The sequence below is a fragment of the Psychrobacter sp. GW64-MNA-CIBAN-0177 genome (assembly GCF_040309585.1).
GTDB lineage: Bacteria > Pseudomonadota > Gammaproteobacteria > Pseudomonadales > Moraxellaceae > Psychrobacter > Psychrobacter okhotskensis.
This window is the reverse complement of the sequence record NZ_JBEOOY010000020.1, coordinates 36,962-58,460: the sequence shown is the minus strand read 5'-3', so window position 1 is coordinate 58,460 and position 21,499 is coordinate 36,962. Positions and strand designations below refer to the sequence as shown.

19 protein-coding genes and 1 tRNA gene are annotated in these 21,499 nt (G+C 44.3%); 18 read left to right on the top strand and 2 right to left on the bottom strand.

Annotated elements, in window-relative coordinates; genetic code table 11:
- The first annotated feature begins 211 nt into the window (after positions 1-211).
- The 7 genes from AAEY79_RS11580 to hisC all read left to right on the top strand — a co-directional run bounded on the left by AAEY79_RS11580 (position 212) and on the right by hisC (position 7,678).
- Positions 212-1,060 carry a BON domain-containing protein gene (locus AAEY79_RS11580; RefSeq protein WP_201565588.1) on the top strand — a complete coding sequence of 283 codons (849 nt, stop codon included), beginning with the start codon at positions 212-214 and terminating at the stop codon, positions 1,058-1,060.
- A gap of 218 nt (positions 1,061-1,278) precedes the next feature.
- Positions 1,279-2,286, top strand: a complete 1,008-nt coding sequence (locus AAEY79_RS11575) for an alpha/beta hydrolase (RefSeq protein WP_227692010.1) — start codon at positions 1,279-1,281, stop codon at positions 2,284-2,286.
- A gap of 186 nt (positions 2,287-2,472) precedes the next feature.
- Positions 2,473-2,724, top strand: a complete 252-nt coding sequence (locus tag AAEY79_RS11570) for a BolA family protein (protein ID WP_010200621.1) — start codon at positions 2,473-2,475, stop codon at positions 2,722-2,724.
- Positions 2,725-2,841: 117 nt separating this feature from the next.
- Positions 2,842-4,110 (top strand): UDP-N-acetylglucosamine 1-carboxyvinyltransferase, encoded by a 1,269-nt coding sequence (murA, locus tag AAEY79_RS11565; protein ID WP_025652490.1) that lies wholly within the window; start codon positions 2,842-2,844, stop codon positions 4,108-4,110.
- 118 nt (positions 4,111-4,228) lie between these two features.
- Complete coding sequence (hisG, locus tag AAEY79_RS11560; RefSeq protein WP_025652489.1) at positions 4,229-4,921, top strand: ATP phosphoribosyltransferase; 693 nt, start codon at positions 4,229-4,231, stop codon at positions 4,919-4,921.
- Positions 4,922-5,172: 251 nt separating this feature from the next.
- Positions 5,173-6,468: a histidinol dehydrogenase gene (hisD, locus tag AAEY79_RS11555; protein ID WP_025652488.1), complete on the top strand. Its 1,296-nt coding sequence runs from the start codon at positions 5,173-5,175 to the stop codon at positions 6,466-6,468.
- A 76-nt stretch (positions 6,469-6,544) separates the two neighbouring features.
- On the top strand, positions 6,545-7,678 hold the full coding sequence (hisC, locus tag AAEY79_RS11550; RefSeq protein ID WP_025652487.1) for a histidinol-phosphate transaminase: 1,134 nt from the start codon (positions 6,545-6,547) through the stop codon (positions 7,676-7,678).
- Between the two features lie 128 nt (positions 7,679-7,806).
- Here the strand turns inward: hisC and AAEY79_RS11545 are convergent, their stop codons facing one another.
- Complete coding sequence (locus AAEY79_RS11545; RefSeq protein ID WP_025652486.1) at positions 7,807-9,462, bottom strand: anthranilate synthase component I family protein; 1,656 nt, start codon at positions 9,460-9,462, stop codon at positions 7,807-7,809.
- 3 nt (positions 9,463-9,465) lie between these two features.
- Positions 9,466-10,701 carry a beta-ketoacyl-ACP synthase II gene (locus AAEY79_RS11540; protein WP_025652485.1) on the bottom strand — a complete coding sequence of 412 codons (1,236 nt, stop codon included), beginning with the start codon at positions 10,699-10,701 and terminating at the stop codon, positions 9,466-9,468.
- 583 nt (positions 10,702-11,284) lie between these two features.
- Between AAEY79_RS11540 and AAEY79_RS11535 the strand changes: the two genes are divergently transcribed.
- From AAEY79_RS11535 to rplJ, 11 genes are all read left to right on the top strand, one after another.
- Positions 11,285-12,385, top strand: a complete 1,101-nt coding sequence (locus tag AAEY79_RS11535) for an EcsC family protein (RefSeq protein WP_101211153.1) — start codon at positions 11,285-11,287, stop codon at positions 12,383-12,385.
- 410 nt (positions 12,386-12,795) lie between these two features.
- Positions 12,796-13,170, top strand: coding sequence for a 30S ribosomal protein S12 (gene rpsL / locus AAEY79_RS11530; RefSeq protein WP_010200611.1), 375 nt, complete (start codon positions 12,796-12,798; stop codon positions 13,168-13,170).
- Between the two features lie 210 nt (positions 13,171-13,380).
- Complete coding sequence (gene rpsG / locus AAEY79_RS11525; RefSeq protein ID WP_025652483.1) at positions 13,381-13,854, top strand: 30S ribosomal protein S7; 474 nt, start codon at positions 13,381-13,383, stop codon at positions 13,852-13,854.
- Between the two features lie 367 nt (positions 13,855-14,221).
- Entirely contained in the window at positions 14,222-16,348 is a 2,127-nt protein-coding gene (gene fusA, locus AAEY79_RS11520) for an elongation factor G (RefSeq protein WP_025652482.1), read from the top strand.
- Between the two features lie 223 nt (positions 16,349-16,571).
- Positions 16,572-17,762, top strand: a complete 1,191-nt coding sequence (gene tuf / locus AAEY79_RS11515; protein WP_025652105.1) for an elongation factor Tu — start codon at positions 16,572-16,574, stop codon at positions 17,760-17,762.
- A gap of 314 nt (positions 17,763-18,076) precedes the next feature.
- Positions 18,077-18,152: transfer RNA gene (locus AAEY79_RS11510), tRNA-Trp, on the top strand.
- 51 nt (positions 18,153-18,203) lie between these two features.
- Positions 18,204-18,692, top strand: a complete 489-nt coding sequence (gene secE, locus AAEY79_RS11505; protein WP_025652242.1) for a preprotein translocase subunit SecE — start codon at positions 18,204-18,206, stop codon at positions 18,690-18,692.
- Between the two features lie 107 nt (positions 18,693-18,799).
- Positions 18,800-19,330 carry a transcription termination/antitermination protein NusG gene (gene nusG / locus AAEY79_RS11500; RefSeq protein WP_010201718.1) on the top strand — a complete coding sequence of 177 codons (531 nt, stop codon included), beginning with the start codon at positions 18,800-18,802 and terminating at the stop codon, positions 19,328-19,330.
- Positions 19,331-19,422: 92 nt separating this feature from the next.
- Entirely contained in the window at positions 19,423-19,854 is a 432-nt protein-coding gene (gene rplK / locus AAEY79_RS11495) for a 50S ribosomal protein L11 (RefSeq protein WP_010201717.1), read from the top strand.
- On the top strand, positions 19,855-20,556 hold the full coding sequence (gene rplA, locus AAEY79_RS11490; RefSeq protein WP_025652243.1) for a 50S ribosomal protein L1: 702 nt from the start codon (positions 19,855-19,857) through the stop codon (positions 20,554-20,556).
- Between the two features lie 394 nt (positions 20,557-20,950).
- A complete protein-coding gene (rplJ, locus tag AAEY79_RS11485; protein ID WP_025652244.1) occupies positions 20,951-21,478 on the top strand; it encodes a 50S ribosomal protein L10 in 528 nt (175 codons plus the stop codon).
- Positions 21,479-21,499 lie beyond the last annotated feature (21 nt).

The window sequence follows — 21,499 nt, the reverse complement described above, 5'->3', positions numbered from 1 at the left end:
TATCGTTACCAAAAACCTAACCGTCCACCGTAAAAATTAAGTAAAGTAATTGAACGAAAATGGCTAGTCGTAGAAACAATGACGTTAGCGATTACTCAGTCGATAATTCTTACTTTGATATTTGATATTCGATATTTGATAGTTACTCAGTTAAAACTGCTAAACCAATTGAACCCAAACAATCGTCACATCATGCTCTAAGAGGTAAATAATGACACGGATGCATTTGCGCACTGCTATTTTTGGCTTATCACGTCGCACTGCGATAGGCGTTATGCTAATGACTGGTCTCATCAGTACAGGTTGTACCACCAATTATCTGACCAATAGTACCGAGGGCACCTATGGCGTGCCGATGACTGAGCGTACGATTCCACAGCGATTGCTCGATCGCAGCATTGAGCACACGGTCAAAGTCAATGTTTATGGTCTAAAAGAAGACCTGCAGCAAACCAGTCGTATGGGCATTGATAGCTTTAATAGTGAAGTGTTGCTGACAGGCGAAGTGCCTACCGAGGCGCTCAAAGCAGAAATCGAAAAAGTCGTGAGCTCTATGCCTGATGTACGCCGTATCTATAACGAGACGAACGTTAGTGCCTCTAGAGGTTATAGCTCAACCGTTCATGATGGTTATATTACGTCAAAGCTACTGGCAAAAGTCGCAGCGAGTGATGGCGTAAAAGCCTCACAGATCAAAGCGGTGACTAATGACGGGGTAGTTTATATCATGGGACGCATGACGCCTACTCAGCAAAGCCATCTGATTGATATCGCCAACAGCACAGTCGGTATTACAGAGTTAGTACTGCTGACCACCGTCGTCGATGATAGAGGGGTTAAATTGGCTGAAGACGATATTATGTCTGAAAATAATTTGGCCAGTCCTACGGCAGTGCCAGTTATTGACAGTAATGTAGCGCCTAACGTTGACCCTAATTTAAACAATGCCGTAGCGACCGATGCTGCTAGTACTGCGACGCCTATCGTTATAACAGAGGAAGGCGAGTCAGTTACTCAGCCGTCATCTAGTCCTTATATTGACCTTTATCAGAATCAGTAAGCCTTTATTGAGATCAACACGGCCTAATAGGCTTACTGCCGAACAATCACAATAAGCCTAAACAGCGGCAACAGTAAAAGCACGATAATGCATCGATCAGCCAGTAAGATATAACAGGTGAAGAATAGACAAGACAGACCCTAATGTTCATTCTATAAGACGGCTGTCGCAATGCTATTAGGTTTGACCAATATATAAATATAATAGGGATACTGACAATGAAAGATGCAAACAAGCGCGCGCAGCACAATACAATTAATCATAAAATAAACAATGAAAGCCTTGTTAGTAATACCGCTAGCAAACTAGGTATTTTAAAATTGACGGGCGCAGCCGCATTGGCAGTAGGTGGTATCGCACTTGCCGTTCAAAACGCACAAGCTTTGTCACCGCTCGCTGTGGTCAATGGCATTACGTCAAGTGGTGGTGTTGGTGTTAGTAAAAATATTCTATACGGTGATGAGCCATTACAAGATTTGGATATTTATTATCCCAAGCCTTTAGCCCAAGCTATGAAAGCCGAGAGTGCTACTAAAGATGCTGTTATTAATGACAGTTATCCGATGGTGGTTTTCGTCCATGGCGGCTCGTGGGAGAGTGGTAATAAGGAACAGTACGCCTTTGTCGGTCAAAGTTTGGCGCAGGCAGGTTATGTCACCGCCGTAATTAATTATCGTAAAGCACCTGAGCATGTATATCCCGATTACGTCGAAGATGCAGCGCAAGCGATTGCTTGGAGTTTCGACAATGCGACCAGCTTGCATGCTGATCCAAAACGCTTGGCAGTGGTTGGGCATTCTGCTGGTGCGTTCAATGTGGTTGCTGCCGTTGCTAATGAAGATTTTTTAGCGCCTTATGGTATTAAGCCAAAGGACATTAAGGCAGTCATTGGGATTGCAGGTCCTTATAGCTATGATTTCCGTAAATTTGACAGCGCAACGGCTTTTGCTGCTGATGCCACACCAGACGAGGTTATGCCCGACCGTCATATCAAAGGCGAGCAGCCGCCTTATCTATTGCTCACTGCCGAAAATGATAAAATCGTGTACGCTACCAATACTATCAAGATGACTAAAGCGCTAAAAGAGGCGGGTGTTATGGTAGAAAACGGTGAAATTGAAGGGGCCAGTCATGCGACCAGTATCGGAGCTATGGCGCCACCACTACGCTGGCTAAACGATGTGCGCGCGCAGGTTTTGACTTACTTGGATAAAGAGCTCAAGTAGTCGTGTTTGTTAATCTCAGTACTGCTTGAATGTCTAGCGTCTAGAGTGTTTATAACCGTATCCTCATTGCTGGTTTTATGGCTTAGGCGCAGTTGCGTAAGACAGTACTGTAAGATGCTTAAACTCTTGTTATAATGTCGTCACTTTACCTCTATACCCTATTTAACACTTAAGGCAGAATATTCTATGAGCATGAACGCTGACGACCTGATTGCATTTTTACAGACTCATTTCCCAGACGCTTTTATTCAAGCTGCCAATCAAGGTAATAAGTTTGATGTACGCGTGGTTGATGCTAGTTTCGAAGGCAAGCGCGCCGTGCAACGCCAGCAAGCGATCTATGCGCTAGTCAACGACAAGATTGCCAGTGGTGATATTCACGCGCTCAATATTCAAGCGCTGACACCTGCTGAATGGGATGTTCAGTCAAAAGGTTAAATTTTTTATATACGCTGGGCTTGCACAGAACTGATTGTTTTAACGATTATTACAATGATTGGTTCGATAAGTCTGATTTTCACTATTTTTAATACTCATCGCTAGGTTGTCACTTCTATGGATCAATTTTTAATCACTGGTAGTAGTCGTATCGCAGGGGAAGTCACTATCTCAGGCGCCAAAAATGCTGCTTTGCCATTATTGGCAGCTATGATATTGGCCGAGACCCCAACGACATTGCACAATGTGCCCTCATTACAAGATGTGCGGACGTTGATTGAATTGATCAGTGGCATGGGTATCAAAATCCAAAAGCAGGACGATACTGTCACTTGTGATACCAAGAGTATTGATAATTTCTATGCGCCGTATGATTTGGTGAAGACCATGCGTGCCTCGATTTTAGTCCTTGGGCCATTGCTGGCACGTTTTGGTGAGGCAGAAGTGTCATTGCCCGGTGGCTGTGCGATTGGTTCACGTCCTGTAGACCAACATCTAAAAGCCTTTGAGGCGATGGGTGCTGAGATTAGTGTCGAGAATGGCTATGTAAAAGCAAAAGCGCCAAAAGGCGGCAAGCTGATTGGCTGTAACTTTTCATTTGACATGATCACCGTTGGCGGTACTGAAAACGTCATCATGGCCGCCGCACTTGCCAAAGGCACGACTGTTTTGGGTAATTGCGCGCTTGAGCCAGAAGTGGTCGATTTGGCCAATATGTTGGTGGCGATGGGCGCTAAAATAAGCGGTATCGGTACTTCTATCATGACCATCGAAGGCGTTGAACGCTTGCATGGTTGTGAGTATTCAGTGGTGCCAGATCGTATCGAAACTGGCTCCTACCTTGCTGGCGCGTTGATGACGCGCGGTGATGTGTTGACCAAAAACACATCTGCGCTGCTATTAACACCCGTGTTAGAAAAATTCGAAGATATGGGTGCGGTGATTACTAGCGGTGATGATTGGATTCGTGCACAAATGAAAGGTCGTCCACTGCCGGTTGATATCCGTACGCAGCCACACCCCGGCTTTCCAACAGATATGCAAGCGCAAGTCATGGCGATTGCTTGCTTGGCGAATGGCACCAGTACTTTTATCGAAAATATCTTTGAAAACCGCTATATGCATGTACCTGAGCTTAATCGTTTAGGTGCATCTATTCAAGTAGATGGTCATACGGCTGTGGTTAAAGGCGTCGAAAACTTTACGGCTGCACCGGTAATGGCGACTGATTTACGTGCGTCTATGTCACTGGTGATGGCGGCAGCAACGGCGGAAGGTGAAAGCTTAATCGACCGTATTTATCATATCGATCGTGGCTATGAGCATGTTGAAGAAAAACTGCGTGCGCTTGGGGTCAATATCGAACGTATCAATACTAACGACTAAACTAACAACTAAACCAGCGATTAAGCTTGATTGGCTTTATAAAGTTGAACGTTTGGTGTTATAAATTAAAAAATCCTCTTTAGTGGGGATACTCACTGCACATGGACACGATGTCATTATGACTGAAGCAAGCAATAGCCTACCAAATGATGGTTTATTAAACGAAGTAAATGATGAGTTCTTTGGCTTAACACTGGCCTTATCAAAGGGTCGTATTTTAGAAGAGACCATGCCACTGCTACGTGCAGCGGGTGTTGATCTTTTAGAAGATCCTGAAGCCTCGCGCAAACTTATTTTTCCAACCTCAAACCCAAATGTACGTGTATTAATCTTGCGTGCAAGCGACGTACCGACCTACGTCGAACACGGCGCGGCTGATTTTGGTGTAGCGGGTAAAGATGTGCTGCTTGAGCATGGCGCGAACCACGTGTATGAATTGCTTGATTTAAAAATTGCTCAATGCAAATTGATGACCGCTGGCGTAAAAGACGCACCACTGCCCAATCGTCGTCTGCGTATCGCGACCAAATATGTCAATGTAGCGCGCGCGTATTTTGCGAGCCAAGGTCAGCAAGTTGATGTTATCAAGCTTTACGGTTCAATGGAGCTTGCGCCATTGGTGGGCTTGGGCGATTTGATTGTCGATGTGGTTGATACGGGTAATACCCTACGCGCGAATGGACTTGAAGCACGCGATCATATTTGTGATGTGTCATCACGTCTTATCGTCAATCAAGTCAGCTATAAGCGCAAATTTGCGTTACTAGAACCCATTTTAGATAGCTTTAAAAACAGTATTGCCGATGCCTAGTAAACCGGTGCCAATCATTGGTAATATAAAGCATGATGATGCGAATTTTTAAACCAGTTTAGCAGGCTATGAGTGATATAGCGTGCTAAACTGGTTTTATTGTCTTAGCTTGCGAAAAAATAAAATCACCGTAAAATTTAGACAAGAAGACAGCCAGTAAGTCGCCATATTTGTGAATAATAAGCATACTTTAGTTATATTCACGCCGTTTATTTTCAGCAGTATTTTATGCTCAGATATAGGATTAGGTCATGCGCCAGTTAAGTACCCAAGATGCCGATTTTGACAATCAATTGACACAACTGCTTGCCTTTGAAACCGTCAATGATGCTGAATTATTGCATACCGTCGACGATATCATCGCACAAGTACGTGCGGATGGTGATAGCGTCGTATTGGCATTAACTCAGCAATTCGATCAGCATCCAGCGACAACGATGCAAGAGTTAGAGCTGTCTAAAGAAGCACTTGCCGATGCATTTGCCAATCTGGATGAGAATGTAAAAACGGCATTGACCACAGCAGCTACTCGGGTACAGACCTTCCATGAGCGTCAAGTACAAGAAACGTGGCAATATGAAGATGAGCTAGGCAATCGCTTAGGTCAAAAAGTCACGCCACTTGATCGTGTTGGCATTTATGTGCCGGGTGGTTTGGCATCTTATCCATCATCAGTATTGATGAATGCTATTCCTGCCAAAGTAGCTGGGGTTACTGAAGTTATCATGGTCGTACCAGCGCCGAAAGGGGTGCTCAATCCTTTGGTATTGGCAGCAGCACATTTGGCACAAGTTGACCGTGTCTTTACCATTGGCGGCGCACAGGCGGTAGCAGCTTTAGCCTACGGTACCGAAACCATTCCAGCGGTGGATAAAATCACAGGGCCGGGGAATAAGTATGTCGCGGCAGCCAAACGCGCAGTATTTGGACAAGTCGGCATTGATATGATTGCAGGCCCCTCAGAAGTGTTGGTATATGCAGAGGGTGAAGCGCAAGATCGAGCTGATTGGCTCGCGATGGATTTGTTGTCGCAAGCAGAGCACGACCGTATCGCTCAAGCTATCTTTGTGACGACCAGTGAAGAGCAGTTAAAAGAAGTCGAGTTAGAGATAGAAAGAGCACTCGCTGAGCTGCCAAAAGCAGATATCGCGCGTGACTCGCTGCAAAATCGTGGTGCACTTATCTTAGTGAAAGATCGTAGCGAGGGTATGGCACTGATTAATCGTATTGCCCCTGAGCATTTGGAGTTATCCGTTGATAACCCTGATGCATTGCTAGATGATATTCGTCATGCGGGTGCTATCTTTATGGGTCGTCACACGCCTGAGGCGATTGGCGATTACTGTGCAGGACCGAACCATGTGCTACCAACATCTGGTACTGCGCGCTTTTCTTCACCTTTAGGTGTCTATGACTTTCAGAAGAAATCATCAATTATTTATTGCAGTGAATCCGGCAGCAAGCCATTGGCTGAGACGGCTGATATTCTAGCGCAACGTGAGGACCTAGAAGCCCATGCGCGCTCAGCCCGTTATCGTTATCAGTAAGATATTTTGAGCGTCTTCATTTTTACTTTTGATAGATATTTTTAATAGTCTGTATGGCTAATTAGTAGGATAATTTATGAGTGAGTCAAAGATAGATACCAGACTTTGGTCATCTAAAGCACGCAACTTGTCACCTTATGTGCCGGGTGAACAGCCACAGCACGACAATTTATGCAAACTGAACACCAATGAAAACCCCTTTCCGCCGTCACCGAAAGTAGGCCAGGCAATCGCTAAGGTGTTAGAGAAGCAAGCGGAAGATTTGCGCTTGTATCCTGCACCCGAATCTGATGATTTGCGGGCGGCCTTAGCGCAGCTTTATAGTCTTGAGGCAAACCAAGTCTTTGTCGGTAACGGTTCAGACGAAGTGTTGGCGCTCGTCTTTGCCAGTTTTTTCCTAAAAGAGCGTCCTGTCTTAGCACCTGATATCAGCTATAGTTTTTATCCGGTTTATGCACAGACGTTTGGTGTCGATCTGATACAAATTCCTTTAGAAGAAGACTTTAGTGTCGATCCTGATGCGTATCGTCAGCCTTGTAGCGGTATCATCATCGCCAATCCTAATGCGCCAACCGGTTTACTGTTATCGCTTGATGACATTCGTAAGCTGGCGGGTGAACACTCAAATGCAGTGGTTGTGATTGATGAGGCGTATATTGATTTTGCTCAAAGCACTGAAAATAATCAAGATACGACGGTTTCAGCCATTAGCTTGATTAATGAGTTTGATAATATTCTAGTGACGCAAACTTTTTCAAAATCACGCTCGCTCGCCGGTCTGCGCGTCGGTATGGCTTTTGGCAATGTCTCATTGATTGAAGCATTAACACGTATGAAAAACAGCTTTAACAGTTTTCCACTCGATAAGCTGGCGCAAGCTGGGGCGACTGCTAGTGTGATAGATGTCGAGTATTTTGAGCAAATGCGTCAGCAGGTTATGGACTTGCGCGAATCACTGACTGCAGATTTAACGGCACTTGGTTATGACGTGCTGCCATCGCATGCCAATTTTGTCTTTGCCCGTCCTAAAGATGGCAATGCTAGCACGGTGGCTTCTGCCCTACGTGAACAAGGTATCATTGTCCGTCATTTTGACAAACCGCGTATCAATGAGTACTTACGCATTACCATTGGTACGCCAGTACAACATGAGCGCCTGATTGAGGCCTTAAAAACGCTACATGACTCTAACGATATCGCTGCGGGTTAATGCGTAATCTTTTGGTTAGCTCATAACGACGATAGCTGAATTGCCGCAATAAATATCGACAATAAAGCCTGCTCAACGTCACGTTGGCAGGCTTTATTTTTTATCATAGGGTCATATAAATCTTAATATCATTTACTAGCACTATTGTCAGCAAGGACTGAGAGCAAATTACCTACCTTATCGAGGCATTCTTGATATTCTGCATCGCAGTCGGAGGCAACCGTGATGCCACCACCTGCCCAGAGACTGACTTGTCTATCACCATTCAATGAATTGGTGGCTTGCAGGGTACGAATGAGCACATTCCATTGGCCACTACCATCAAAGTTCATATAGCCCATGGTGCCACAATAAGCACCGCGCGGTGCAGTTTCCAGTTCGGATATAATCTCAACCGCCCGTTTTTTGGGCGTCCCCGTGATAGAGCCTGCGGGCAAACTGCCAAACAATACAGCTAATGGATGAGTATCTGCCTTTAACTCAGCGGTGATGGTACTCACCATATGATGCACATTGCTAAAGGTCTCAATCGCAAATAATTGCGGCACTTTGACGCTACCAATTTTGGCGTATTTACCCAAATCATTGCGCAGTAAGTCGACGATCATGACGTTTTCGGCACGGTCTTTTTCGCTATCGATAAGCTGCTGTTTATAAGCATTGTCTTGTACAGTATTCAATCCGCGTGGCATCGTTCCTTTGATTGGTTTGGTACGAATATGATGTTTGCCAGTGTTCGTCTCTTTTGTAAAGGTAAAAAATAACTCAGGCGAGCAGCTTAGTAGCTCAAAATCACTTTCACCCTTATTTGCATGGCCCTCACGATCAAGATGACTGATTTGTAAGTACCCTGCAAAGGGAGCTTTGGTATTTCGATGTAGGGCAGGTAAGTAATCAACCAGTTTCGTTGCGCTACCATGATTAGTAATATTATTAAAAGTGCCTTGCCATGCTTGCGTCAGATTGATTTGATAACAGTCGCCTTGCTGTAGATACTGTTGAGTTTTTGCAAAAGCCCTTTGATAATCATTTTTATGCCAGCGCTCGTTCAATATTAATGGCGCCAACGGTGGCTCATTATCATGAGAGGGTTTGTTTCTACTAGATAGTTGATGCTCTAGCGTGTCTAAATACGATATAAGCGCTGATAGTGTGGCGTCTGTTGCTTCACTAGCAGTATTTAAACCTAGCGTATTTAGCCTCCAGCCATTTTCTTTATCTGATGGGGTGAGGTAGATATCGTAATGTCCCAAAATGGCACAAGGCTGCGTTGCTAGCTCAATATGTGCAGCTGGGCTAAGCTCATGAGCAGCGATATCGTAACCGATAAAGCCTATCAGACCATGATGATAACTTGGTTTTTCATTTAAATCGCTTACTGGTTCTGGGTTTTCATTATTAGCATCATAAGTTTGACTATAACTGATTAATTCATCTTGCCAGTCGTTATAACTCCTATAAGTGACAGTGATATCATTGTGAACGGCGTCACGGCAGGTTTTTCTGACTTGATAAAGGGCTGCTTGTTCGTTTGAATCTGGCGTGTTTTCAGCGCAACCATAAACAGACCAGCTGACTTTGGGGAGCAAGCCAATCACTGATCGGCCGTCATTATTGAGCCAAACCAATTGCCAGTTTGCTTCGGCCTGTTGTGCGATTAAATATTGCTGTAGCAGTGGCAGCAGTTCGGCAGCCGTTAGCCCACCAAAACGCCAGCTAGGTTGAGTAGCTGGCGATAGGGTAGAAACTGTCTGCTCAGTATTCTTATGATTTTTTACGGGCATAATTTACGCGTCAAACTTTTTGATAATTAAGGTGGCATTGGTACCGCCAAAGCCAAAGCTATTACTCATCAAGGTTTCGAGATTGGCGTCGCGTTTTTCGGTGACGATATCAAAGCCTTCAGCCGCAGGGTCTAAATTCTCAACATTAATACTTGGCGCAATGAAGCCTTCTTGTAGCATCAGTAAGCAATAGATTAATTCTTGCGCACCGACGGCACCCAAGCTATGACCGGTCATTGACTTGGTCGAGCTGATAGGCGGGACTTTGCTGACATCATTACCGAATACTTTAGCAATCGCTTTAAGCTCAGTGATATCACCTAGTGGCGTACTCGTACCGTGGCTATTGATATAATCGACGCTTTGTAAGCCCGCTTCGGCTAGTGCTTGCTGCATACAGCGTACTGCACCTTCACCGCTTGGTGCGACCATTTCTGCACCATCAGAGCTGGCCCCGTAGCCGACAATTTCAGCCAATATATTGGCACCGCGTGCTTGGGCATGCTCTAAGCTCTCAACAACAACCATCGCGCCACCAGCGGCAATGACAAAACCATCACGGTCTTTGTCATACGCTCTTGAGGCAAGTTGTGGCGTGTCATTATACTGAGTACTGACCGCACCCATGGCATCAAACATACATGACTGCGTCCAGTGTTCCGCTTCACTACCACCAGCGAGTACAATATCAGCTTTACCGAGCTGAATAAGCTCAGCGGCATGGCCGATACAGTGGGTTGAGGTCGCGCAAGCAGAGGCAAGAGAGTAGGAAACACCCTGAATTTTTAGCCCAGTGGCCAAGGCGGCGGATACCGAGCTGCCCATCGTTTTTGGTACCGCCATCGCACCGACACCGCGTAGACCTTTTTCACGCATCGCATCTATGGCATTGACGATATTTTCTGTCGATGCGCCGCCCGAGCTGGCTACGACACCCACACGTGGATTGCTATTGATAGTCTCAAGCGACAAGCCAGCGTGCTCGATTGCATTCAAGGCGCTAACATAGGCATAGAGGCTGGCATCACTAAAGAAGCGCTTTAATTTACGATCTATAGCGGAGGTGTCAAGTTCTGCTTTATCGATACTGCCACTAACGTGCGACTTAAATTCATGCTCAGCATAAGAGTCGTTAAATGTAATACCAGACTGCCCTTGCTTAAGAGCGGCAGTGACGGTGGCTAAATCATGTCCGATACAAGAGACAATCCCTGCTCCAGTGATAACAACGCGGCGCATATTCTATTCCTTATTAATAACGATTTTTGATAATTACCTTTAATAATCGCTTTTGAGTCCAACATTCTATTATGTAGCGGTTGGCATGGCTGTTTTTTGTAGCAATAGCCTGATGAAGACAGCCTAGAGGCTTAAATAACGACTATTTCTAACAAGTCTTTTAACCTATATAGGCCGCTTTCACAGGATTATTGCTTTTATCATAGAACCAAATCCATGATAAATAGTGGCCAGCTAATGCCTCAGCCTATGCCATATGATAACGTATCAAGGGTTCAAAATCTTTGGATAAGTGCAAAATAACGACAAAACATTGATTACGGTTAAAAGTAACTATCCCTGTCTGTTTTGCGATATGATAATCGTTGTTTTGGTCATTGAGACATGGCTATTTTTGTCCAAATAAAAGCAGGGTAGAGGGGTAGGAGAAGGTCGACAATTATAAATAAACCATACTTTTAGATACAAAATTTGTGAGCGCGATAACATTGTTCGCACTGACAGCCGTTTGCCTCATTGGCTAAAATGACCCATTCATTACTACTATAAAAAAACGACCAATCATCATATTAAGGACATCACGATGGCAAAGCGTAGCACTCTCTCTAAAGGCATCAACACTATTGGCTCTTTTACGCGCAATAATCTGGAGCGCATGGGTGCAGTGATTGACAGCATGAATGCAAAAACGGGTAAGCCAAGTCACTATAAAGCGGTAAATCTAGGCGATGAAGATTTTCAACAAGACCTATTCCGAGAACAAACCCTAAAGGCGACCCAGCAGTTATTGGGCACACGATTTGCGACTTATGGCAAGTATGCCAAAAAAGTAGTGCCGAATAGTTTATTCCAATCGACGGTTGACGGGGCATTTGCACAAATTGCTAAGCTTGCAGCCACTTGGAGCCAGATTGATTTGCCCAATGAGCATCGTTTTGCCAGCGTGGCGAGTTTAGACGATGAAGAGCGCTACGCATTGGCGACCGACATTGCCAATCAAAACCGTGCGCTTGCTACGATTGGTGGTTTGACTGGTTTGGCCGGACTACCAGGTTTGTTGGCTGATACTTTATGGCTATTGCTGGTCTCTTTGCGTACCGTTTATCAATTGGCGGCGGTTTATAATAAGCCGTTGACAGGTAAGCAAGGCGTGAAGATGGCGTACGAGCTGCTTGCCAATGCTGACCTCAGCAAGATGCAAGAAAAACAAGCGCTACTGGCGGGCATTGGTATTGGTAAAGGCTTACTGGATAATGCGCAAAGCAGCGGTTTACACAATGAGCTTAAAAATCTAGGTCTTAAAAATAAAAATGTGAACTTCTATGCTGAACAAGTAGACAATATTGCCAGTCAAGTAGGCATCGATCTTGATCAGATCAATTTGTCATGGATACGTCGTTTTTTACCAGGCACTGCGGTAATAGTAGGTATGCGTTATAATAGTCAGCTCATTGACGAGGTTATCGGGGTAGCGCAAGCAACCTTTGCTCCAGAAGCAAAACTTGCCAATCGTGCGATTACTGATGATAGCGGTAGCGAGGAAGAGGTAAGTAAAACCACCAGTAACGATGAGCAGAAAGAGCCAAAAGACCAAGACAGTAAAAAAGACAGCTCAGATAAATCGTCAGATAGCCAGCCAAAAAATACAGAGACGGACAAAGCAGCTGACCAACCAAAGAAGTAAATTGAAATAACGGTCCATATTTAAATGTAGCGATATTTTCTTGGCTGTCTTGAAAAACAAGATAATATCGCCATTTAATGGTCACGAACTGCCAAGCATTTATCTCTAAATATCTTTTATCGATAATGCTTGTGTTCATACTGCCTAAGTCTGCCAGCTTTACCGTATTTAACGTCTTGTTTTTCAGCTATTTTTTAGTGCAGAACAGATAAAGTGTTATAGTGGTAGGCTTAATGCATATATATCGAATGTTGTAAAGTAAAACCACTCATAAGTGGTTGAATTAGCAGCAACAACTCTTTATAATATACTGTCCTAAAAATGGGTGTGCCGAAATCTGCGAATTGCGTCAGATCGATGGTGCATTGCCCCATTTTTTTGTTTTATACCAAACGGGAGAAGGATGCCTCATGGCAACAACTAACCAATTGATTCGCAAGGGTCGCAAAACCATCAAGGAAAAGTCAAAAGTTCCTGCGTTGCAAGCGTGCCCACAACGTCGCGGTGTATGTACTCGTGTATATACTACCACGCCTAAAAAACCTAACTCAGCCATGCGTAAAGTATGTCGTGTACGTTTGACTTCAGGCTATGAAGTATCAAGCTACATCGGCGGCGAAGGTCATAACCTACAAGAGCACAGTGTTGTTCTTATCCGTGGTGGTCGTGTAAAAGATCTACCAGGTGTACGTTATCATACCGTTCGCGGTGCACTAGATTGCGCAGGCGTTAAAGACCGTAGACAAGGTCGCTCTAAATATGGTGCCAAGAAGCCTAAAGCTTAATATTAGCTTAGCTTATTTGCATTACCCAATAACTGTGCATGGGTTCGGTGTCAGCGGTAGTATTGGTTAATATAAATTATTTTATATCGACTGGTTACTCGCAAACATACCACCATGCAGTAAGGCTAACTGACAACTCATCACCCTGTCCTATTATGACAAGTATGATGTTGTGAATGTTGGACACTCCTGAAGACAAGGAAATTTATTATGCCAAGACGTCGCGTCGTTGCTACCCGTGAGATCCTACCGGATCCTAAGTTTGGTAGCCAAACTGTTGCAAAATTCATCAACCATGTAATGAGTGATGGTAAAAAATCTACTGCTGAGCGTATCGTTTACGGTGCTCTTGAGACAGTAAGTGAAAAGCGTAAGATTGAAGATCCAGTCTCTTTCTTCGAAGAAGTTTTAGAGAATGTACGCCCAATGGTAGAAGTAAAAGCTCGCCGTGTTGGTGGTGCTACCTACCAAGTACCAATGGAAGTACGCCCCTCCCGTCGTACTGCCTTGGCTATGCGTTGGTTAGCTGAAGCTGCTGCAAAGCGTTCTGAAAAATCTATGGCTTTACGTTTGGCTGGCGAATTGAATGATGCCGCTGATGGTAAAGGTAACGCTATGAAGAAACGTGACGAAGTTCACCGTATGGCAGATGCTAACAAAGCGTTCTCTCATTACCGTTTCTAAGCTATTTTTTAGACTACCTATCAAGAGTAGTTTTAAAGAAATAGCTGATGCTAGTTAATTAATTATTTATTCTATTGATTGCCGTCATCCTCATCAGATTATTGATATTTTTTCATCGTAAGATAATAAAATACTCACATAATCTGGATGGCGGACATCTGTCAAGATGCTGTCCTGAAAAGGATACTGTTCTTTATAGACAGCATCCCAAATTTGATGCCGCACTATTCTAAGTATTTGCTCTTTTTTTGTCCGTATTAGGCCCAATAATCAGTAAGTAATATTACGAAGCTGACTGCTTTGTCATAGAGTATGAGGTAGAGATACAACACATTAATATATACACGAATTTCCCTAGGAAAACACTATGGCTCGTAAAACTCCCCTAAAACGCTATCGCAATATTGGCATTTCTGCGCACATTGATGCTGGTAAAACGACCACGACAGAGCGTGTCTTATTCTATACCGGCGTTAGCCACAAGCTTGGTGAAGTTCATGATGGCGCAGCCACCATGGATTGGATGGAGCAAGAACAAGAGCGCGGTATTACTATTACTTCTGCGGCGACGACTTGCTTTTGGTCAGGTATGGCAAAGCAGTTTGACGAACATCGTATCAACATTATTGACACCCCAGGTCACGTTGATTTCACGATCGAAGTTGAACGTTCTATGCGTGTACTTGATGGCGCTTGCATGGTTTACTGTGCAGTAGGCGGCGTTCAGCCACAGTCTGAGACCGTATGGCGTCAGGCAAACAAATATAAAGTTCCACGTCTTGCATTTGTAAACAAAATGGATCGCGTTGGCGCTGATTTTTATCGTGTTATTGAGCAAATCAAAACTCGTCTAGGTGGCAACCCTGTACCATTGGTTATTCCAATTGGTAAAGAAGACGACTTCGAAGGCGTTGTTGATCTTGTGACTATGAAAGCTCTATATTGGGATGAAGCGTCTCAAGGTATGGAATTTGAAGAGCGCGAAATCCCAGCTGAACTACAAGAAAAAGCGGAAGAGTATCGCGAACATCTTGTAGAAAATGCCGCTGAAGCATCAGAAGAACTCATGAATGAGTATCTTGAAAACGGTGAATTGTCTGTAGAGCAAATCAATGCTGCTATTCGTCAGTTGACTATTGATAATCAAATCATTCCACTACTTTGTGGTACTGCCTTTAAAAACAAAGGTGTACAAAAGATGTTGGATGCGGTTATTCAGTATCTGCCTGCGCCAATGGATGTACCAGCTATCCGCGGTATTCTTGATGACAAAGAAGAAAGTGAAGGCACTCGTGAAGCATCAGACGAAGCCCCATTCTCAGCTTTAGCATTCAAAATCATGAATGATAAGTTCGTTGGTAACTTAACCTTCGTTCGTGTTTATTCAGGTGTTTTGACGCAAGGTAGCAGTGTCTATAACCCAGTTAAAATGAAGCGTGAGCGCGTTGGTCGTATCGTACAGATGATGGCGAACTCTCAAGAAGAGCTTGCAGAAATTCGTACTGGTGATATCGCAGCATTGGTTGGCATGAAAGATGTGACGACTGGTGATACGCTATGTGATGAGCAAAATGTTATCACGCTTGAGCGTATGGAATTCCCAGATCCAGTTATCAGTCTTGCCGTTGAACCTAAGACCAAAGCTGACCAAGAAAGAATGTCTATCGCTTTAGGTCGTTTGGCCAAAGAAGATCCATCGTTCCGTGTACATACTGACGAAGAATCTGGTCAGACGATCATCAGTGGTATGGGTGAGCTGCATCTAGAGATTCTAGTTGACCGTATGAAGCGTGAGTTTAACGTTGAAGCCAATATCGGTGCGCCGCAGGTTGCTTATCGTGAGACGATTCGTGAGACGGTTGAGCAAGAAGGCAAATTCGTACGTCAAACAGGTGGTCGTGGTAAATTTGGTCACGTTTGGTTACGTCTTGAGCCTATGGATCCAGCGGGCGACGTTCTATATGAATTCGCTGAAGAAGTGGTTGGTGGTACGGTACCAAAAGAATTCCACGGTGCGGTTGATAAAGGTATTCAAGAGCGCATGAAAAACGGCGTACTTGCTGGCTATCCAATCGTTGGCGTAAAAGCGACATTGTATGACGGTTCTTACCATGACGTTGACTCGGATGAGCTATCATTTAAAATGGCTGGTTCTATCGCTTTCAAAAAAGGCTTCATGGCAGCAAACCCTGCACTACTTGAGCCAGTGATGAAAGTTGAAGTTGAGACCCCTGAAGATTACATGGGCGACATCATGGGCGATTTAAACCGTCGTCGTGGTATGGTTCAAGGTATGGAAGATTTACCTGGTGGTACTAAGCAGATTCGTGCAGAAGTCCCATTAGCGGAAATGTTTGGCTATGCCACACAGATGCGCTCAATGTCTCAAGGCCGTGCAACATACTCAATGGAATTCCAAAAGTACGCTGAGATTCCAAAATCAGTGGCCGCTGACATCATCTCTAAGTTCAACTCTAAAGATGGCGACGAGTAAATAATCGTTATTTAATAATGACAATATAGGGCATATCTTTATATTGTCATTGAAGAATACGCCAATAATTGGTTAAAAGACTTGTTATTGGCCGTGATTTTCTTATAATATCTGCACATTAGTATGTGCACCCTTTTAACAATTATCTTAATGTGGTCAGGATTGTCTCAACTACTGTATTTATCATAGTTGAACACTGCCCCCAAAAAAAGAGGAAATACCCATGGCAAAGGCCAAGTTTGAACGCAGCAAGCCACACGTCAACGTCGGTACCATCGGACACGTTGACCACGGTAAAACCACACTAACCGCCGCTATCGCAACCGTAGCAGCAATCACCTCAGGTGGCGAAGCCAAAGACTACGCGTCTATTGACTCAGCCCCAGAAGAAAAAGCACGTGGCATCACCATCAACACCTCACACGTAGAATATGACACCCCATCACGTCACTACGCCCACGTCGATTGCCCAGGTCACGCCGATTATGTTAAAAACATGATCACCGGTGCAGCCCAAATGGACGGTGCAATCCTAGTCGTATCAGCGACCGATGGCCCAATGCCACAAACCCGTGAGCACATCCTGCTATCACGTCAGGTTGGCGTACCATACATCGTCGTATTCATGAACAAGTGCGACGTTGTTGACGACGAAGAACTGCTTGAACTCGTAGAAATGGAAGTTCGTGAATTACTAAGCGACTATGACTTCCCAGGTGATGACACCCCAATCATCCATGGTTCTGCTACTGAAGCCCTAAAAGGCTCACAAGAAAAATACGGCCAACCAGCCGTCGTAGAACTATTAAACGTACTAGACACCTACATCCCAGAGCCAGAGCGTGACATCGACAAAGCATTCCTAATGCCAATCGAAGACGTCTTCTCAATCTCAGGTCGTGGTACTGTTGTGACTGGTCGTGTTGAATCTGGTATCGTTAAAGTTGGTGACGAGATTGAAATCGTCGGTATTCGTGACACTCAAAAAACCACCTGTACGGGTGTAGAGATGTTCCGTAAACTGCTTGACGAAGGTCGTGCAGGCGAAAACTGTGGCGTACTACTACGTGGTACTAAGCGTGAAGACGTACAACGTGGTCAAGTACTTGCTAAGCCAGGTTCAATCACTCCTCACACCAAGTTTGACGCTGAAGTTTATGTATTGTCAAAAGAAGAGGGTGGTCGTCACACACCATTCCTAAACGGCTATCGTCCACAGTTCTACTTCCGTACCACTGACGTAACTGGCGCAATCCAATTACAAGACGGTACTGAAATGGTTATGCCTGGTGATAACGTTGAGATGGGCGTAGAGCTTATCCACCCAATCGCTATGGACAAAGGTCTTCGCTTCGCTATTCGTGAAGGCGGCCGTACGGTAGGCGCTGGTGTTGTTGCTAACGTATTGAACTAAGATTTAACCTATCAGAGTCATCTGAGACAGTTGATCAGTTCGTGAAAAGCCATCCTTGAGAAAGGGTGGCTTTTTTTTGGATTTATACGACTATTCTTTATAATGGTGATAGCGTTTAAAATTAGATACGGCATCAGTTCTATCTTCTATTGTAATATGGCGCTTGCCTTGTTATATTAACGCAGCTTTGTACGAAGTCTCTTGGATGAAAGGCACACTTCTTCATCAAATAAAACTGACTAAAATGTACAATTTTACCGCTAAAGGCTTGCATTCTATGCTGAATATTGTATAATGCTGTCCTTTACACCCATAGGCGATTGGCTCAATTGGTAGAGCATCGGTCTCCAAAACCGAGGGTTGTAGGTTCGAGTCCTACATCGCCTGCCATCTTCTTATCACATCTTTGTTGTCTCCCACCATCTCCGAAGCGAGTTCTTTATGAGCAATAATCAAGATAACCTCGAGACTAAGTTATCTGATGCCAAGGCGGGTACTGGTGGAATGCTGTCTAAAGGTCAGCACATCTCAGCAGGTAATCAAACAACTGCTGTTGAAGTGGCCAAGACTGGCTCAGCAAAAGATGTGGTTTTGTGGCTACTTGCCGCAGTAGTATTAATTGGCGCGACGTTAGTTAACCAATATTTACCTGGCTATTGGCAGCCTGCCAATGATGTCTGGGTACGTATCGGTCTTATTGTCGCCCTTATCGTATTGGCATTAGTATGCTTGGCATTAACGCATCAAGGCCGCGCTTTTAAAATATTATTAAAAGACGCCGCCGTTGAGCTACGCCGAGTGACGTGGCCGGGCAAAGACGAAACCTTTCAATACACATGGCAAACCATTGTCATGATTGCGATTGTTGGGTTTTTTGTTTGGTTGCTAGATAACTTCTTTAATTGGTTCGTTGGGATATTTATTGGTTAAATAGTCTAGGATTTGGCGCATATCGTGCATTACGAATAGCGAGTATCTTGCTTGTTTAACTCAAATTTTATTTATAACGACTTACTTACAATGATCAGGAGCGTGATATGCGTTGGTATATTGTCCAAGCGTTTTCAGGATATGAAAAACAAGTACAACGTTCATTAACTGATCGTATCAATCGTAGTGACTTTGCTGAGTCATTCGGTGATGTATTGGTGCCTACGGAAGAAGTCGTCGAAATGAAAGACGGCAAAAAGCGTAAGAGCGAGCGTAAGTTTTTTCCAGGATATGTATTGATCCAAATGGAGATGAACGACAATACTTGGCACATCGTAAAAGACTGTCCACGTATTATGGGTTTCATTGGTGGTACACCTGAGACGCCAGCGCCTATTACGCAAGTAGAAGCCGATCGCATTCTAAACCGTTTGAATCAGACTGAAACTGACCCACGTCCTAAGACGCTATTTGAGCCGGGCGAAGAGTTGTTGGTTATCGATGGTCCATTTACTGACTTTAAAGGGTTGGTTGAAAAGGTGGATTATGAGAAGTCTAAATTGCATTTAACAGTAAACGTATTTAATCGACCGACTCAGGTTGAGCTTGAGTTTAGTAAAGTTGAAAAATTAGACTAAACCTGCAAAAAATTTATCAACCGGGGAGCTGTTAGTCAATAAGGGTTATACCGTATTGATTTGGCGCTATTACCCATAAAGGAGAGTATCTCATGGCTAAGAAGATTGATGGTTACATCAAACTGCAAGTGCCTGCAGGCAAAGCAAACCCTTCACCACCGATTGGTCCAGCATTGGGTCAAAAAGGCGTGAACATCATGGCGTTCTGTAAAGAATTTAACGCTGCGACCTCAAATCAAGAGCCGGGTCTACCGATTCCTACTGAGATCACTGTGTACAGCGATAAGTCTTTTACCTTCATCATGAAGTCACCACCAGCGGCATACTTACTACGTAAGGCTGCTGGTATCGCTAAAGGTTCTGGTACACCAAACACCGCTAAAGTCGGTAAAGTGGACCGTGCTCAGTTAGAAGACATCGTTAAGACTAAAGACGCAGATTTAACGGCTGCTGATCTTGATGCTGCTGTTCGTACCATCGCTGGTACTGCACGTTCAATGGGTATTACCGTGGAGGGTGTGTAAATGAGTAAACTTACTAAGCGTCAAAAATTAATTGCTGAGCGTGTAGAAAACGAAAAGTTATACACTCTTGAAGAAGCGGTTCAAATCCTAAACGATTTGCCAGCTCTTAAATTCAAAGAGTCTATCGACATCGCAGTAAACTTGGGCGTTGACCCACGTAAATCTGACCAAGTCGTTCGTGGCGCTACCAACCTACCTGCTGGTACTGGTAAAACCAAACGCGTTGCGGTATTTGCTCAAGGTGCTGCTGCTGAAGCCGCTAAAGAAGCGGGTGCTGACATCGTTGGTATGGATGATTTAGCGGATCAAATCAAAGCCGGTAACATGGACTTTGACGTGGTCATCGCGGCTCCTGATGCGATGCGTGTCGTCGGTCAGTTAGGTACTATCCTAGGCCCACGTGGTCTAATGCCTAACCCAAAAGTTGGTACGGTAACGCCTAACGTTGCTGAAGCTGTGGCTAATGCGAAAGCGGGTCAAGCACAGTATCGTGTTGATAAAGCGGGTATTATCCATACCACTATCGGTCAAGTTGGCTTTACTGCTGAGCAAGTTATAGAAAACGCTCAAGCATTGCTATCTGATCTAAAACGCGCTAAGCCTGCTACGTCTAAAGGTACTTTCATTAAGAAAATCACCTTGTCTAGCACCATGGGCCCAGGTATCACGATTGATCCTGTTCCATATCGTGTTGCTAAATAATTTTACTGCATAAAGAATTACTCATGATTCAACAGTTTTGAAGCATGAACACACTATTTTAAAGAATTAGGTCAGCGTAGCAAACGCTATGCTGTCTAAGACCGTAGGTAGAAAGCGGTTTCGCGTTATTAGTTTTAATCTTCGGATTATTAATAATAGCAACGAGCTGCTTTTGTTAATCGACGACAGATGAAAATCTCAGTTGTCCTACGCAGACGGTGACCCACCCAGTTGTTGATAAGAGCCGATAGGGCAACCTATCACTTGATGTCATTCTGATAACGGTGCCGTAATCAGTCGTTATGAGTGAATTCTTTATAGAATTTATAAATAACGTGTCGTATCAAGTCAATCTTAGTATGAATTAGATTGATAAGATTAAAGGAGTCAACTTATGGCATTAACGCTAGAGCAAAAACAACAAGTTGTGGCTGAAGTGTCTGAAGTTGCTGCTAATGCTTACTCAGCAGTAGCTGCCGAGTATCACGGAATTGGCGTTGCTAAGCTCACTCAGCTTCGCGAACAAGCTCGTGATAAAGGTGTTGTTTTGAAAGTGGTAAAAAATACCCTTGCAAAACGCGCTTTTGAAGGCACTAAGTTTGAGAGCATGTCAGACCGTATGACTGGTCCACTACTTTTGGCTTTCTCTATGGAAGATTTGGGATCTGCAGCACGAGTCGTTTTCGACTTTAGCAAAGATAACAAAGCTTTAGAGACCAAATTAGTATCAGTCGGTGGTGAAGTTTATGGTCCAGAAGAGCTAGAGCGCGTATCGAAGCTACCAACTCGCGACGAAGCAATCTCTATCTTGATGGCTACTATGAATGCACCAGTGACCAAGCTTGTCCAGACTATGAACGCTGTTCCTGGCAAGTTCGTTCGCACTGTAGCGGCAATCAAAGACGCAAAAGAAGCTGCTTAATTGCTTGTTTTAACGTAACTT